The organism is Sinorhizobium psoraleae, from assembly GCF_013283645.1.
Lineage (GTDB): Bacteria > Pseudomonadota > Alphaproteobacteria > Rhizobiales > Rhizobiaceae > Sinorhizobium > Sinorhizobium psoraleae.
The window spans coordinates 931,941-947,317 of the sequence record NZ_JABEKV010000001.1 but is presented as its reverse complement, the minus strand read 5'-3'; the positions used below and the strand labels follow the sequence as shown (position 1 = coordinate 947,317).

10 protein-coding genes are annotated in these 15,377 nt (G+C 62.0%); 3 read left to right on the top strand and 7 right to left on the bottom strand.

Going from position 1 to position 15,377, the window contains the following annotated elements:
* Positions 1-331: 331 nt before the first annotated feature.
* On the top strand, positions 332-2,293 hold the full coding sequence (locus ILFOPFJJ_RS04260; protein WP_173509303.1) for a M23 family metallopeptidase: 1,962 nt from the start codon (positions 332-334) through the stop codon (positions 2,291-2,293).
* A gap of 66 nt (positions 2,294-2,359) precedes the next feature.
* Here the strand turns inward: ILFOPFJJ_RS04260 and clpB are convergent, their stop codons facing one another.
* From clpB to ILFOPFJJ_RS35935, 7 genes are all read right to left on the bottom strand, one after another.
* Positions 2,360-4,966 carry an ATP-dependent chaperone ClpB gene (gene clpB, locus ILFOPFJJ_RS04255; RefSeq protein WP_173509302.1) on the bottom strand — a complete coding sequence of 869 codons (2,607 nt, stop codon included), beginning with the start codon at positions 4,964-4,966 and terminating at the stop codon, positions 2,360-2,362.
* A gap of 339 nt (positions 4,967-5,305) precedes the next feature.
* Positions 5,306-5,956, bottom strand: coding sequence for a DUF4167 domain-containing protein (locus tag ILFOPFJJ_RS04250; protein ID WP_173509301.1), 651 nt, complete (start codon positions 5,954-5,956; stop codon positions 5,306-5,308).
* Positions 5,957-6,288: 332 nt separating this feature from the next.
* The gene (gene prmC, locus ILFOPFJJ_RS04245; protein WP_173509300.1) at positions 6,289-7,170 is read right to left on the bottom strand and encodes a peptide chain release factor N(5)-glutamine methyltransferase; all 882 of its coding nucleotides are present in this window, start codon (positions 7,168-7,170) and stop codon (positions 6,289-6,291) included.
* 6 nt (positions 7,171-7,176) lie between these two features.
* Positions 7,177-8,259: a peptide chain release factor 1 gene (prfA, locus tag ILFOPFJJ_RS04240; RefSeq protein WP_173509299.1), complete on the bottom strand. Its 1,083-nt coding sequence runs from the start codon at positions 8,257-8,259 to the stop codon at positions 7,177-7,179.
* Between the two features lie 167 nt (positions 8,260-8,426).
* Positions 8,427-10,694, bottom strand: coding sequence for a phosphoenolpyruvate--protein phosphotransferase (gene ptsP, locus ILFOPFJJ_RS04235; RefSeq protein ID WP_173509298.1), 2,268 nt, complete (start codon positions 10,692-10,694; stop codon positions 8,427-8,429).
* Between the two features lie 91 nt (positions 10,695-10,785).
* Positions 10,786-12,060 (bottom strand): aspartate kinase, encoded by a 1,275-nt coding sequence (locus ILFOPFJJ_RS04230; protein ID WP_173509297.1) that lies wholly within the window; start codon positions 12,058-12,060, stop codon positions 10,786-10,788.
* Positions 12,061-12,326: 266 nt separating this feature from the next.
* Positions 12,327-12,455, bottom strand: a complete 129-nt coding sequence (locus tag ILFOPFJJ_RS35935) for a hypothetical protein (RefSeq protein WP_269281869.1) — start codon at positions 12,453-12,455, stop codon at positions 12,327-12,329.
* Positions 12,456-12,646: 191 nt separating this feature from the next.
* Between ILFOPFJJ_RS35935 and ILFOPFJJ_RS04225 the strand changes: the two genes are divergently transcribed.
* Positions 12,647-14,176 (top strand): ABC-F family ATP-binding cassette domain-containing protein, encoded by a 1,530-nt coding sequence (locus tag ILFOPFJJ_RS04225; RefSeq protein ID WP_173509296.1) that lies wholly within the window; start codon positions 12,647-12,649, stop codon positions 14,174-14,176.
* 363 nt (positions 14,177-14,539) lie between these two features.
* Positions 14,540-15,286, top strand: a complete 747-nt coding sequence (gene ubiG / locus ILFOPFJJ_RS04220; RefSeq protein ID WP_173509295.1) for a bifunctional 2-polyprenyl-6-hydroxyphenol methylase/3-demethylubiquinol 3-O-methyltransferase UbiG — start codon at positions 14,540-14,542, stop codon at positions 15,284-15,286.
* Positions 15,287-15,377 lie beyond the last annotated feature (91 nt).

The following is a 15,377-nucleotide window of genomic DNA, read 5'->3' as shown; positions in this document are numbered from 1 at the left end:
TGATCGGGCTTATAGACCCGCACCCTTTCCCCAGTCAACAGCCATTTTCAAAAAAAATGACAGTTTTCTGACAAACCTCGGCGACGCAAGGCTTTGCGGGTTGGAGATTCTTTTCTCGCCGGATCGGCCGCCCTGTGGATTCACAATTTCGCCCTCACTTCTTCACAATCAACCGATCTAAGCGACATCATCGATGCTTCGCTTCGGGGGACACAGGCGGGGGCCCTCCCCCTCGCCGATTTGACTCCGGCGCGCGGAGGATGCACACCTTCGCGTAACGTATCGACGTCAAGAATACGGATACGAGTAATCAGGGGCGCTTAAGCTTGGCATGATCACCGACAAGAACATGGTCCGGTCGCTCGGCGACCAGCCGCCGATCCTTGCGGATGGCCGCCGCGCGCCGGACCGGCGCGAGATCTCGATGCGCTGGCTGTCGGGCACGTTCCTCACCGGTATCACATCGAGCCTGCTAATGGGCGTCGCCCTCTTTGCCGCTCTCGACGGCCGGCAGCAACTAGCGATTCCGGCGGAGGCCTTTGCAGCACTCGACCCTTCCGCTCCCGGCGCTGCACCGATCAGTGCTGCCAAGCGCGGCGACCGCATCCTTTCGCCGAACATCGTCGCCAAGCCCGCCGACAAGACGGTCATGGAAGTCTCGACGATGATCCATGACGGCGAGAAGGAGGTCGTCCGCCGGCAGCCCTTCGTCCATGTCAAGATGGCGCTCGCGGCCAATCACCAGACGTCCGAAAACTATCCCGCATTCGATCCGCTGGCGATCTTCGCGACGGACGACGCGGACGCGGAAGCTCCGGTAGCACGGACGGGCACCATCTACGGTTCGGACGTCGAATCCGAGGTTGCACTGAAAACCATCGACTTTCCGCTGAAGGGATCCAGCCTCACTTTTGGACCATCCATGTCGCTCGACGAGGTGGAGGAAAACGTCCGTACCAACGGCTCGGTCCTGACTGAAGGCAACACGCAGGTTGCTTCGCTTTTCTATGTCGACCCGCAACGCTTCGCTTCGGACGCAGGCGAGCTCGATCTGATCCAGGGGCTGTCGGCCCGGATCGTCGAGGAAAACATGAGCGTTTCGGCCTATGAGAACATCACCAAGCAGAGCACCGAATATGCGGACGACGTAATCCCGGTTCGCCGCCCGACGCCGATCGCGACGGCGATGGTGAATGCCGGTTATTCCAAGGCGCAGGCCGAGGATGCCGGAGGCTACATCGAGGAGGCACTCGGCGCCAAGGAGCTGGCCGCCGGCGACGTCCTGCGCATCGGGATCATCCAGAAAGGTGAGGAGGCGCGGATCGTGCGCGCCACCATTTACTCGCGCAATCGTCACGTGCTCACCATGGCCGTCGACGACAAGGGCCGTTTCGTTCCCGGCGCCGAGCCGCCGAGGCTCGATGCGGTCGCGACCGCCTTCGACGACAACGGAATGCCTGTGGTCGCCAGCGGTCATGACCTGCCGCGCGTCTATGACGGTATCTATCGAGCCGCCCTTTCCTACGGCATGAATTCCGACATGGTGGCCCTGGTGGTCAAGCTGCTGGCAAGCAATGTCGATTTCCAAGCGCAGTTGAAGCCTGCGGATTCGCTCGAGGCTTTCTTCTCGGTCACCGACGAAAGCGGGCGCGCGACGGACGAATCCGAGCTTCTTTACGTGAATGCCAAGTTCGGTGACGCCGAGACCCGGTTCTACCGTTTTCAGGATCCGGACGACAATTCGATCGATTACTTCGACAAGGACGGCAAGAGCATCCGCCAGTTCCTCTTGCGCAATCCTCTTCCGAACGGCCACTTCCGTTCCGGTTTCGGCATGCGCCGCCACCCGATCCTCGGCTTCTCCCGCATGCATACCGGCGTGGACTGGTCGGCGCCGCGTGGCACCCCGATCATCGCCGCCGGAAACGGCACGGTCGAGAAAGCCGGCTGGGACTCCGGCGGCTATGGCAACCAGACTCTGATCCGCCATGCCAACGGCTACGTTTCGTCCTACAATCACCAGAGCGCGATCGCCAAGAACGTCAGGCCGGGCGCCAAGGTCGTCCAGGGCCAGGTGATCGGTTGGGTCGGCACGACCGGGCTTTCCACCGGCCCTCATCTCCACTACGAGCTGATCGTCAACGGCAACAAGGTGGATCCCCTGCGCATCCGCCTGCCCGGCGGCAAATCGCTCAAAGGCGAGGCGCTGGCGACCTTCGAGAAGGAACGCATGCGTATCGACGAACTCCTCGGCAAGGACGAGGGCGGCAACGAGGTTGCGAGCAAACAATAATATCCATCGCGTGAGCCATGCAAAAGGCCGCCTCTCGGCGGCCTTTTCTGTCTCGATCTTTCCGCCTTACGCGGCTTCCTTCTCGGCGGGGGTCCCGCGCTTGAAGTTCAGCCGGTCGGATCCGGCGATAACCTTCACCGCGGAGCCGTCCGGGAACTCGCCCTGCAGCATCTTCTCGGCCAGCGGATCCTGAACATATTTCTGAATCGCCCGCTTCAAAGGCCGTGCACCATAGGCGGGATCATAGCCCTTGTCGGCCAGGAAGGCGCGCGCCTCGTCCTCCAGTTCGATCGTGATCTTGCGATCGGCAAGCAGCTTGCGCAGCCTTTCGAGCTGGATATCGACAATCGCGCCCATTTCCGAGCGACGCAGCCGGTGAAACAGAATGATCTCGTCCACGCGGTTCAGGAATTCCGGACGGAACGCGGCCCTGACCACCTCCATCACCTGATCCCGAACCGCATCGCTGTCCTCGTTCTCGCCGAGAGCGGTCAGGTATTCCGCACCGAGATTCGAGGTCATGATGATCATCGTGTTCTTGAAGTCGACGGTGCGCCCCTGGCCATCGGTCAGCCGGCCGTCGTCAAGCACCTGCAAGAGCACGTTGAAGACATCGGGATGGGCCTTCTCGATCTCGTCGAAGAGCACGACCTGGTAAGGCCGGCGGCGAACGGATTCGGTCAACGCCCCGCCCTCTTCATAGCCGACATAGCCGGGAGGCGCACCGATCAGCCGGGCCACGGAGTGCTTCTCCATGTATTCCGACATGTCGACCCGCATCAGCGCGGTTTCGTCATCGAAGAGGAACCGGGCAAGTGCCTTGGTCAACTCCGTCTTGCCGACGCCGGTAGGCCCAAGGAAGATGAACGAACCGATCGGTCGGTTCGGATCCTGAAGCCCGGCGCGTGAACGCCGAACGGCACGCGAGACGGCCTGGACCGCATCGCCCTGGCCGACGACCCATTTTGCGAGTTCGTCTTCCATCCTGAGCAGCTTCTCGCGCTCGCCTTCGAGCATCTTGTCGACGGGGATGCCGGTCCAGCGCGAAACGATATGGGCAATGTTGTCCGGGGTGACAACCTCCTGCACCATGGCATTCGCTTCCGAACCGTCCTGGCTTTCCGCTTCGGCAAGCTCCTTCTCGAGTTTCGGGATCACGCCGTAGGCAAGTTCACCCGCGCGCTGGAATTCGCCCTTGCGCTGGACGATCTGAAGCTCGTTGCGTGCTTCGTCGAGCTGCTTCTTGAGATCGGCGGCTTGCCCGAGTTTCTGCTTTTCTGCCTGCCAGCGCGCCGTCAGTGCGGCAGCTTCCTCTTCGAGAGAGGACAGGTCGAGTTCCAGTTTTGCGAGACGATCCTTGGAGGAGGCATCGGTCTCCTTTTTCAAGGCTTCGCGCTCGATCTTCAGTTGAATGACGCGCCGGTCGAGTTCGTCGAGTTCCTCCGGTTTGGAGTCGACCTGCATCCTCAGGCGAGACGCGGCCTCGTCCATCAGGTCGATCGCCTTGTCCGGCAGGAAGCGGTCGGTAATGTAGCGGTTGGAAAGCGTCGCGGCGGCCACCAGCGCGGAATCCGAAATCCGCACCTTGTGGTGCTGCTCGTACTTCTCCTTGAGGCCGCGCAGGATGGAGATCGTGTCCTCGACCGTCGGCTCGTCGATCATCACCGGCTGGAACCGCCGGGCAAGGGCGGCGTCCTTCTCGACATGCTTGCGATACTCGTCGAGCGTCGTCGCGCCGACGCAATGCAGTTCGCCACGAGCGAGCGCGGGCTTCAGAAGGTTCGAGGCATCCATGGCCCCATCCGCCTTGCCGGCGCCGACGAGCGTATGCATCTCGTCGATGAACAGAATGATCTCGCCGCTTTCCGATTGAACCTCGTTGAGCACGGCCTTCAGCCGCTCCTCGAATTCGCCGCGGAATTTCGCGCCGGCAATCAACGCGCCCATGTCGAGCGCCATCAGGCGCTTGTCCTTGAGGCTTTCCGGCACGTCGCCGTTGACGATCCGGAGCGCAAGGCCCTCGGCGATCGCCGTCTTGCCGACGCCCGGCTCACCGATCAGCACCGGGTTGTTCTTGGTCCGCCGCGAAAGCACCTGGATCGTGCGACGGATTTCGTCGTCGCGGCCGATCACCGGGTCGAGCTTGCCCTCCCGCGCTTCCGCCGTCAGATCGCGCGCGTATTTCTTGAGCGAATCGAAGCCCTGCTCGGCATTGGCGCTGTCGGCCGTGCGCCCTTTACGGATTTCATTGATGACCTGGTTGAGCTTGGTCGGCGTGACGCCCGCCTTCGACAGGATCGATGCGGTGGCAGCCGAGCTTTCGATAGCCAGGGCCAGGAGCAGGCGCTCGACGGTCACGAAGCTGTCGCCGGCTTTCTTGGCGGCCTCCTCGGCCGTAGTGAAAATCTTGGCAAGCGGCTGTGACAGGTAGACGGAACCATTGCCGCCGGAGACTTTCGGGAGCTTCGCCAGAGCCTGAGCCGTGCCGGCTCTTGCCTCGCGCGCATCACCGCCGGCGCGTTCTATGAGAGACGCCGCCATGCCCTGATCATCGTCGAGCAATACCTTGAGGACGTGCTCGGGCGTGAACTGCTGGTGTCCCTCGGCCAACGCATAGGTCTGCGCCGATTGCAGGAAACCGCGCACGCGCTCGGAATATTTCTCGATATTCATTCTCTACCTCCATAGCCCGGCGAGCCCATCATCGTGGCACTGGCCGGTGTTTCAGGATCAGGCTCCCGCATTCGGCAAGCCTGTCATTGATGACTCGTCCTCGCGTTGCGCGGGATCAAGTCTTCGAAGCGGAATATGGGGCAGTGTTTTCAGAAATTAAAGGGCGGTGGCGGAAGGCGCTTGGCGAAATCTCCACGGACAGGTGGGGCCGGGCTCAACCAGAAAGAGCGCCCGGATCGCCGAGTAGCTGACATAAGAAAACCCGACCGCTGGGCGGCCGGGTTCTGGTCAATCGGTTGCGTAAGGCGAAGCGCCCGAGAGCGCTTATTCCGGGAGCGCTTATTCCGAGGCGGCTAGCGCCGGCGCATCGCCAGCAGCTTCGCCGGACGGCTGGGCGTCGCCCGATGCTTCGTCCTGCGCGCCGCGGCGCGGCTGGCGGCGCGGACGGCTGGCACTGCGACGGCGAGAGGCCGGACGGCCGGAGGTCGCCGCAGGCGTTTCCTCTTCCATTGCCACTTCGGCAGGCGTGCCTTCGATCACCGGCTGCGGACCGGAACCATCGATAACCGGCTGAGGTGCGCTCACGGAGGGTGCGGCAGCATTCGAGGCTGCGGGTGCATCCTCTGAATAGCCCTGATCCAGATCGTCCTGATCGCGATCGATCCCGTCCCGGTCCTGATAGTCCTGGCGCTCGTCGCGCTGGAAACGATCCTGCATCTGCGCCTGCGCCGCGGCGATGATGCGGTTGTAGTGCTCGGCATGCTGCAGGTAGTTTTCCGCCATGACGCGGTCACCGGAACTCTGCGCGTCGCGCGCAAGGGCAGCGTATTTCTCAGCGATGTGCTGAGCGGTACCGCGAATCTTCACATCGGGGCCGGAGCTATCGTAAGTCCGCGTAAGCGGATTGGATCCCTTGCGGTTATGGTTGTTTCCGTTGTTATTGTTGTTATTTCGCCCACGGCCGCGCTTGTTTTGCTGTCCTGGCCTCATAGTATATTCACCCGAATTCTCTTGATAATGATGATCATGTGATTCCGCATCCCGGCCGGACCTGTCCGCGCCCGAGAAAACACGCGCCACGAAAGACCGCATCGCGATCTCGGCGCCGGCTGACGTCAAATTAACAGGTACCCGCACAAGGCACTGTCGAACCCTAGCAACTCTTTCTTGAGAGCAATCCCCGTGGCCAGGTCATACCGGAGCGAATCTTTGGTCGATGACCTTACTGCCCAGTGCGCGGGGGCAAACTAGCCCGCTTCCTTTAGGATTCCAAGCCCTTTCTTTGCCCTTCAAGAAAAGAGATGTGCCGATGCAGCGTTTTTTCAACAGTTGCTGCCGCATTCCCGGTCGCGCTTGAATACAAGGGCCCGGTCGTTGCCGCCGAGGTCCTTCGCGCTGTCATGCAAACGGAACCCTTGCGCTGCGAACAGCGCCATCACCGCCTGCTTTTGATCGAAACCGATTTCCAAGCCTATTACGCCGTCTGCTTCAAGATGACGAGCAGCGTGAAGGGCAATGGCACGATAGGCATTCAGCCCGTCGTCTCCGCCATCAAGAGCAGCGGCCGGATCATGGAATTTCACTTCCGGCTCAAGCTCTTCGACGACTTTGGACTGGATATAAGGCGGATTTGAGACGATTATATCGAACCGCCCCCCGACCTCCTCGAACCAGTTGCTCCGAAGCGTCTGGAACCGCCCGGCAAGACCGTTGCGCTCTGCGTTTTCGCGCGCCGTCGCCAAGGCGTCCTCGGATATATCGGTACCAAGGCCGCGAGCTTCAAGTACCTCATCGAGAAGAGCAAGACAAATTGCTCCTGTTCCGATGCCGAGATCGATGATCCGGCAGGTTCCCTTGTTGGCGACAATCCGCCGCACATGCGGGATCATGCAGTCGACCAGCGTCTCAGTATCCGGCCGCGGCTCCAGCGTGTCCTTGGAGAGCTTGAGCGTGAGTCCGTAGAACTCCCTTTCGCCGAGGATGCGGTAGACCGGCTCGCGCGCTGCGCGACGCTCGACGGCAGCTCGGATGCGCGCCGCGACGGCGTCGTCAACCGCCTCCCCTCCCCGCGCCATCATTGCCGCTAACGAAAGCCCGAGCAGCCCGGAAATCAGGTGCCGGGCATCGACCGCCGCCGTCTCGATACCGGCGGCCTTCAGCCTGTCACGGCTTTCGGCAAGGAGGTGGTCGAGCGTCTCGGCCATTGCGGCTCAGCCCTGCTGCTCGCCGAGAAGCGCGAGCTGGCTTGCCTGATAATCCGCCAGCAGCGCATCCACGACCTCGTCGATCTCGCCCATCATCATCCGGTCGAGCTTGTAGAGCGTCAGGTTGATGCGATGGTCGGTGATGCGGCCCTGCGGAAAATTGTAGGTGCGAATACGCTCCGAACGATCGCCGGAGCCAACCTGGCTCCTGCGATCCGCCGACCGTTCACTGTCGGCGCGCTGGCGCTCCATATCGAAAAGCCGCGAGCGCAGCACCTGCATCGCCTTGGCGCGGTTCTGATGCTGCGACTTCTCCGAGCTCGTGACGACGAGACCGGTCGGAATATGGGTGATGCGGACCGCAGAGTCGGTCGTATTGACGTGCTGACCGCCGGCACCCGAAGACCGCATCGTGTCGATGCGGATGTCCTCGGGACGAATATCGATATCGATCTCCTCGGCCTCGGGCAGGACCGCCACCGTCGCCGCGGAGGTATGGATGCGCCCGCTCGCCTCCGTTTCCGGCACGCGCTGCACCCGGTGGACGCCGGATTCGAATTTCAGCCGCGAGAACACGCCGCGGCCCGATACCGTCGCGATGATTTCCTTGTAGCCGCCGGCCTCGCCCTCGCTTGACGAAAGAACCTCGACACGCCAGCCCTTGGTCGAGGCATAGCGCTCGTACATGCGGAAGAGATCGCCGGCAAAGAGTGCTGCCTCCGAGCCGCCTGTGCCGGCACGGATCTCGAGGATCGCGCTCTTTTCATCGGCCGCATCCTTTGGCAAGAGCAGGATTTGGATGTCCTGCTCGAGCGCGTCGATCCGCTCTTCGACGTCGGGTTTTTCCATCTCGGCTAGGTCGCGCATCTCCTTATCCGTCGCCCGGTCGGAGAGCATGGCGTTGATGTCGGCGAGTTCAGTCGTAGCTTTCTCGTAGGCACGGATCTTAGTCACGACCGGCTGCAGCTCGGAATATTCCGAGGCCAGCTTGACGTAGACGTCAGCCGACGGCCCGGCCGACATGCGAGCCTCGATCTCACCGAACCGACGCTCCAGTTCGCGCATCTTTTCAACGGGAAGCTTTGCCAAATGTAACTCCAAATGCGTTCGCCCCGCCCGAGATCATTCGGGCGTGGCCACTGCATGATTCCTTAAAACGGTTCCGATTTAAGGAATCATGCAACAAATCAAAGCTCTACAGCGACCTTTGCGCGTCTGATTAGACGCGCGGCGCTGTAAAGACGCTCCAATGCTGTCTAAACCGGTATGCCGTTGGCCCCTGCGAAATCAACGAGAAGCTGCCGAACCGACGTATCGGATTTCACGTCGTCGAGCGCAGTCTCCAGAAGCTCAGCCAGCTTGCCGGCATCGAGCGCCAGCAGCATCGCCTTGACCGGCCCGACCGCCGTCGGCGACATCGACACGGAGCGGAAGCCGAGACCAAGCAGCGCCATCGCCGACAGCGGCTTGCTCGCCATTTCGCCGCAGAGCGTCACCGGCGTGTCGTTGCGTTCGCCGGCCCGCACAATCTCCCGCAGGATGCGCAAGAAAGGCCGGCCGAGAATATCGAAACGATCCGATACACGGGCATTGCCGCGGTCGACCGCCATAGCGAACTGGAAGAGATCATTCGAACCGACGGAGACGAAATCCACCTCGGCCATCAGTTCGTCGAGCTGCCACATCAGCGCCGGAACTTCCAGCATTGCGCCGAACTGCAGCTTGCGCGGCAATTGCTCGCCAAGCTTCGACTGGCGCTCGATCTCCTTCTGCAAAAGTTCGCGCGCGATCTTGAGCTCGGAGACTTCCGTCACCATCGGCAGCATCAGCTTGAGTTCAGCGCCGGCGGCCGCTCTCAGCATCGCCCTCAACTGCGTGCGCAGAAGTCCCGGTCGGTCGAGCGAAAGCCGGATCGCCCGCCAGCCGAGCGCCGGGTTCTCCTCTTCCGCCGCACGGAAATATGGAACGACCTTGTCGCCGCCGATGTCGAGCGTGCGGAACGTCACCGGCTTGCCGCCCGTTTGCTTCAGCACGCTGCGATAGAAGGCTTCTTGCTCCTCGGCCTTCGGCATGGTCGAGGCGATCATGAATTGCAGTTCGGTGCGGAAAAGACCGATGCCTTCGGCCCCCGCCTCATTCAGATGCGGCAAATCGACCAGCAAGCCGGCGTTCATCTGCAATGTAATGCGTTTGCCGTCCTTTGTAAGCGGCTCGACCTCTTTCAGTGCACGAAACTGCGCTTGCCGGCGGGCGCGGAACCGCACTTTCTCCTCGTAAGCACGCTGCAGATCGGCGAGCGGTCGCAAATGCACCTTCGCGTCGTCGCCGTCGACGATTATGGCGTCGCGGTTTTCGGCAAGCGCCACGGCACCCGCCGCTTGGCCCACGACCGGAATACCCATGGCGCGGGCGACGATCACCACATGGCTCGTCACGGCACCCTCTTCGAGGACAAGGCCACGGACGTTTTCGCGCGGATAGTCCAGCAGTTCGGCCGCCCCCATGGCACGGGCGACGATAATCGCGTCATTCGGAAAATCGGCTGCCGACAGCTTGGCGCCATAGCCGGATAGCTGGCGCAGCAGGCGGTTGGCGAGATCGTCGAAATCATGCATCCGCTCGCGGAGATAAGGGTCCGTCAGCCGGATCATCCGCGCCTTGGTCTCGCTCTGCACGCGCTCGACCGCCGCTTCCGCCGTCAGGCCGTTGCGGATCGCCTCCTCGAGTTTCCTCACCCAGCCGCGGTCATGGGCGAACATGCGATAGGTTTCGAGCACCGCCCGGTGCTCGCCCTCCATGGAGACGTCACGGCGCGACAGCATGTCGTCTATCGAGATGCGCAAGGAACCGAGCGCCTCGGCAAGGCGCTGCAATTCCTGGTCCGTATCCTCGTTGAGCAGGTTCGTGACGACAATTCGCGGCTCGTGCAGCACGACATAGCCGAGGCCGATGCCTTCGCCGAAGCTGTTGCCGTCGATCGTGACAGGACGCGAAAGGTCGAGTTCGAGGCCGGGCTTGGTGATCTTCTTCAACTCGCCGGTCGCGACCATCTCGGCGAGAACCATCGCCGTCGTCTCGAGAGCCTCGACCTCGTCCTCGCGGTAATTGCGCATCGCCTTGTTCTGCACCACGAGAACGCCGAGCGCGCGCCCTGTGCGGAGGATCGGCACGCCAAGGAAGGAGTGGTAGATCTCTTCGCCCGTCTCAGGCAGATAGGTGAAGGCCGGATGCGACTGCGCGTCGGAAAGATTGAGCGGTCGTGCCGAGGCCGCAATCGTGCCGACGAGGCCCTGCCCCATCTTCAACTGCGCCAGGTGGACGGCGGTCTTGTTCAGACCTTCGGTGGCATAGAGTTCGAGCACGCCGTCGGAACGCAGCACATAGACGGAGCACACTTCCGCGACCATGTTCTGTGCGATCTGGCGCACGATCCGGTCCAGGCGCTCCTGCGGCTCGAGCGGTTCCGCCATGAGCTCGCGCAACCGCTTGAGGAGAACGCGCGGACCTGCGGAAAGGTCTCTCATCGCGTAAGGTCTCCCGAATAAGAATTACTGACGGCACGCATCCGGACCTCACGAGCGATCGGTCGCGAATCCCAAATCAACTGCCTGCTGTTTAACTCTTATCCAGACCGTAGACGGAATGCAAAGTGCGAACCGCCAATTCCGCATATGGACCGTCGATCAGGATGGAAATCTTGATCTCGGAGGTTGTGATCGCCTTGATGTTGATGCCCTTCTCGGCAAGCGCACGGAAGGCCGATGCGGCGACGCCCGCATGGCTGCGCATGCCGATACCGATCACCGAGACCTTGACGAGGCCGGATTCCGACTGCACGACGTCGTAGCCGACCTTTTCCTTGTTGTCGGAAAGCACCTTCAGCGCCTTGTCGACATCACCGGAGGGAACGGTGAAGGTCATGTCCGTCTTCGAACCGTCTTCCGAGATATTCTGCACGATCATGTCGACGTTGATATGCGCTTCCGCCAAGGGCCCGAAGATCGCGGCGGAAACGCCCGGCCGGTCTGCCAGACGGCGCAGCGAAATCTGAGCTTCATCCTTGGCATAGGCAATGCCGGTTACGACTTCCTGTTCCACGATTTCATCCTCATCACAAATCAGCGTTCCGGGCGGGTTCAGAAGGTCACCCATGCCCGGCGCATCGGGATCCTCGAAAGAAGAGCGCACGAAAGTGCGGACCTTGTGCACCATGGCAAGCTCGACCGAGCGCACCTGCAGCACTTTCGCACCGAGCGAGGCCATTTCCAGCATTTCCTCGAAGGCGATTTTCTTCAGCCGCCGCGCCTTGGGCTCGATCCGCGGGTCGGTCGTGTAGACGCCATCGACGTCGGTGTAGATGTCGCAGCGGTCGGCCTTAACGGCAGCAGCGATCGCGACGGCCGAGGTGTCCGAGCCGCCGCGGCCGAGCGTCGCCATGCGATTGTCCGGACCGAGACCCTGAAACCCGGCGATGACCGCAACCTGGCCCTCACCCATCCGGCGAATGATATCGGCGCCATCAATGTCGAGAATGCGGGCGGCACCGTGGGCATTGTCGGTCTTGATCGGGATCTGCCAACCCTGCCAGGAACGCGCATTGATGTTCATGGATTGCAGCGCGATCGCGAGCAGCCCGGAGGTGACCTGCTCACCGGAGGCGACAACGGCGTCGTATTCACGCGCATCGTAGAACGGGGCGTTCGAACCGGCGACCTTCGGCATGTTTTCCACCCAGCCGACCAGTTCGTTGGTCTTGCCGGACATGGCGGAAACGACGACGGCAACCTCGTGGCCTGCCTCGACTTCACGTTTCACATGGCGGGCGACATTGTAGATGCGTTCCAAATTTGCGACGGACGTTCCGCCGAATTTCATAACGATGCGTGCCATTTCGCCTCTACCGGTACCGATGTTTGCGCGCGAGCGCGCGACAGAGAAAGCGTCCCCGCCGACGGCTGACGATCAAAAAAGCTTGGGACTTCTCGGACATCGGCCAGTCACCGCTTCGGGGAGCGGAAAGTCGCGGCGTCTCTTAGCGGATCGACGGGCGACGTGCAATGGCAAGGCGACGGAATGCCCGAGGTTCCGGCCGGTGTCTGGAACCGGTCCCGGGCCTCTCGCCGCCCCCAGGTTGCAAGTCCTTGCCTGCAATGTTATCAACGCACCGCAACTCGATTGATGAAGGAGGGCTGCGCGTGATCACATACTTCCGGCACCACCGCCAGCGTGGCCCCGTCTCCGCCCTGCAGATGCGTTTGCAGGGCTGACCAGAGACTGAAGCTCATTCTCATCACCTCCTGGTCTGCCCAGTCGTCGTGCAGCGCCGAACGATAAGTTCACTGGCGCCGCCTATCGTCATCAAACCGAGCCGAGTGGCCCGAGCGACGCTAACGTTCGCATCGGCCACCCGCTTCGCTTCTTCCGCAATTGACGTCGGAAATGCGAAGCCTCAGCTCGGGCAGTCCAGAGAACGACAATGGCCTTGATCAATGTCAGGAATCTCGGCGTCACCTTGGGTGCGCCGCTTTTTTCGAACCTCAACCTTGCGGTCGCAGCCGGTGACCGTATCGGCATCGTCGCTGCCAACGGCCGAGGAAAATCCACGCTCTTGAAATGCATCGCGGGCGGGTTCGATCCGACCGCCGGTGAAATCACACGCTCGCGCGGTCTCACCATCGGCTATGTGGAACAAGCTGTGCCGACCGCCATCTTCACCAAGTCATTTTACGATGCTGTCCGCCAGGTACTGCCGGAGGAACAGGCGGAAACCGAGAGCTGGCGGGTCGACGTCATGCTGGACTCGCTCGAAGTTCCGCCGGAGCTTCGCGACCGCCCGGTCGCGGCACTGAGCGGTGGATGGCAGAGGCTTGCCCTGCTTGCCCGCGCGGCGGTTACGGATCCGGACGCGCTTCTGCTCGACGAGCCTACCAACCACCTCGACCTCGCCAAGATCATGCAGCTGGAGACGTGGCTCAATAGCCTGCCCCGTGATGTTCCCGTGCTGATCTCCAGCCATGACCGCGCCTTTCTCGACGCAACGACCAACCGGACGCTGTTTCTGCGGCCGGAGCAGTCCCATGTCTTCTCGCTTCCCTATTCTCGCGCCCGCGATGCCCTGGACGAGATCGATGCCTCAGACGAGCGGCGCTACCAAAAGGAGATGAAGACCGCCCAGCAGCTGCGCCGGCAGGCGGCCAAGCTCAACAATATCGGCATCAACTCCGGCAGCGATCTCCTGACCGTCAAGACGAAACAGTTGCGGCAGCGGGCGGAGCGTCTGGAAGATTCAGCACGGCCGGGCTTCCAAGAACGGTCATCCGGCGCCATTCGGCTCGCCAACCGGGGCACGCACGCCAAGATCCTGGTAACGCTCGACGACGCATCCGTGGAGACTCCGGAGGGGCGCCTGCTCTTCAAGACAGGCAAGCGCTGGATCTGCCAAGGCGACCGCATCGTCCTGCTCGGGCACAACGGCGCCGGAAAATCGCGTCTCGTCAACCTGATCAAGACAGCAATATCCGGACCGGATGGCGCATCCGAAAGGATCAAGACAACCCCGTCGCTCGTGCTCGGCTACAGCGACCAGGCGCTTGCCGGCCTGCCGGATGACGACACGCCGCTTGCCGCTCTCGGTCGCCGTTTCGAGATCGGCGATCAAAGGGCGCGCGCCCTGCTGGCGGGTGCCGGCCTTGGCATCGACCTGCAAACGCGCCCGGTCGGTGTTCTTTCGGGTGGCCAAAAGTCAAGGCTCGCAATGCTCGTGCTGAGGCTTACCGAGCCGAACTTCTATCTGCTCGACGAGCCGACCAACCACCTGGATATCGAAGGACAGGAAGCGTTGGAATCGGAGTTGATGGCCAACCAAGCGACCTGCCTTCTCGTCTCGCACGACCGCAGCTTCGTGCGCGCCGTCAGCAATCGATTCTGGCTGATCGAGAACCGGCGGGTCGTCGAGGTCGAGGGGCCGGAGGATTTCTTTGCCTCCGCGACAACAGGTCAGGCGTGAGCACCGTGCAGCGTCCCGCCCGCTGGCGGGACGCTGCAAAGCTCGGCCGAAACCAGCGCAACCGCTTCCATTCATCGCGTCGGCAGCGATCGGCTTCGGGGAAACGCGATGCCGTCCGCGCCCGCTCAAGTCCGGCGTCGTTACCTGCCGCAGTCCGCTTGATCTGAGGAATCGGAAGGGAGGAGAAAAGATGGACAAGCGATTCCGGGGCGCGTGGAGCCTTGACGGCCAACGCGACGGCTGAACGATCCCCTTGACATCGCTCCCGGATCAGCCGACTTCACCTAGGGCAATTGGAGCGGGATGCGGCGAAAGCGGTGTCACAATTTCCTCGTCCGCTCTGAACAATACGGAGGCATCCCGATGACCGAGACGGCGCGCACCACGATCGACCAGAGCGAAGTGGACCGGTTTTCCGCGATGGCGGCGGAATGGTGGGATCCGACCGGCAAGTTTCGCCCGCTGCACAAGTTCAATCCGGTGCGGCTTGCCTATATCCGCGACAAGGCGTCGGAACATTTCGGCCGTGACCCCAAAGGCTCGCAGCCGCTCAAAGGCCTGCGGCTGCTCGATATCGGCTGCGGAGGCGGGCTCTTATCCGAACCGATGGCGCGCATGGGCGCAGATGTTCTCGGGGCGGATGCATCGGAAAAGAATATCGGCATCGCCAAGACCCACGCCGCCGGCAGCGGCGTTTCCGTCGATTATCGCGCAGTCACGGCAGAGGCGCTCGCCGAAGCCGGCGAAAGCTTCGACATCGTCCTCAATATGGAGGTGGTGGAGCATGTCTCCGATGTCGACTTCTTCGTATCCACCTGCGCCCATATGGTTCGGCCCGGCGGGCTGATGTTCATAGCCACGATCAACCGCACGGTAAAAGCCGCGGCGCTCGCGATCTTCGCCGCGGAAAACCTGCTGCGCTGGCTTCCGCGCGGCACCCACCAGTACGAGAAACTGGTTCGTCCGGAGGAACTCGAAAAACCGCTCCAGGCCAGCGGCATGGAAATCGCCGATCGCACCGGCGTGTTCTTCAACCCGCTCGCAAACCAATGGAACCTGTCGAGGGACATGGACGTCAACTACATGATCGTCGCCAAGCGGCCGGTCTGACCTAAGGGGTGCCGCTCTTCTCCCCACAGATAGGAGGGGCCCGCTCGGTCTACGCCTCCATGTCGACCTTCTACGCCTCACAAACCGCTTG

Bases quoted from the DNA above. Each gene is read 5' to 3' on its own strand.
- ILFOPFJJ_RS04230 (WP_173509297.1), bottom strand. From the start codon at position 12,060: ATGGCACGCATCGTTATGAAATTCGGCGGAACGTCCGTCGCAAATTTG.
- ptsP (WP_173509298.1), bottom strand. From the start codon at position 10,694: ATGAGAGACCTTTCCGCAGGTCCGCGCGTTCTCCTCAAGCGGTTGCGC.
- prmC (WP_173509300.1), bottom strand. From the start codon at position 7,170: ATGGCCGAGACGCTCGACCACCTCCTTGCCGAAAGCCGTGACAGGCTG.
- ILFOPFJJ_RS04225 (WP_173509296.1), top strand. From the start codon at position 12,647: ATGGCCTTGATCAATGTCAGGAATCTCGGCGTCACCTTGGGTGCGCCG.
- ILFOPFJJ_RS04250 (WP_173509301.1), bottom strand. From the start codon at position 5,956: ATGAGGCCAGGACAGCAAAACAAGCGCGGCCGTGGGCGAAATAACAAC.
- ubiG (WP_173509295.1), top strand. From the start codon at position 14,540: ATGACCGAGACGGCGCGCACCACGATCGACCAGAGCGAAGTGGACCGG.
- clpB (WP_173509302.1), bottom strand. From the start codon at position 4,966: ATGAATATCGAGAAATATTCCGAGCGCGTGCGCGGTTTCCTGCAATCG.
- ILFOPFJJ_RS35935 (WP_269281869.1), bottom strand. From the start codon at position 12,455: ATGAGCTTCAGTCTCTGGTCAGCCCTGCAAACGCATCTGCAGGGCGGA.
- ILFOPFJJ_RS04260 (WP_173509303.1), top strand. From the start codon at position 332: ATGATCACCGACAAGAACATGGTCCGGTCGCTCGGCGACCAGCCGCCG.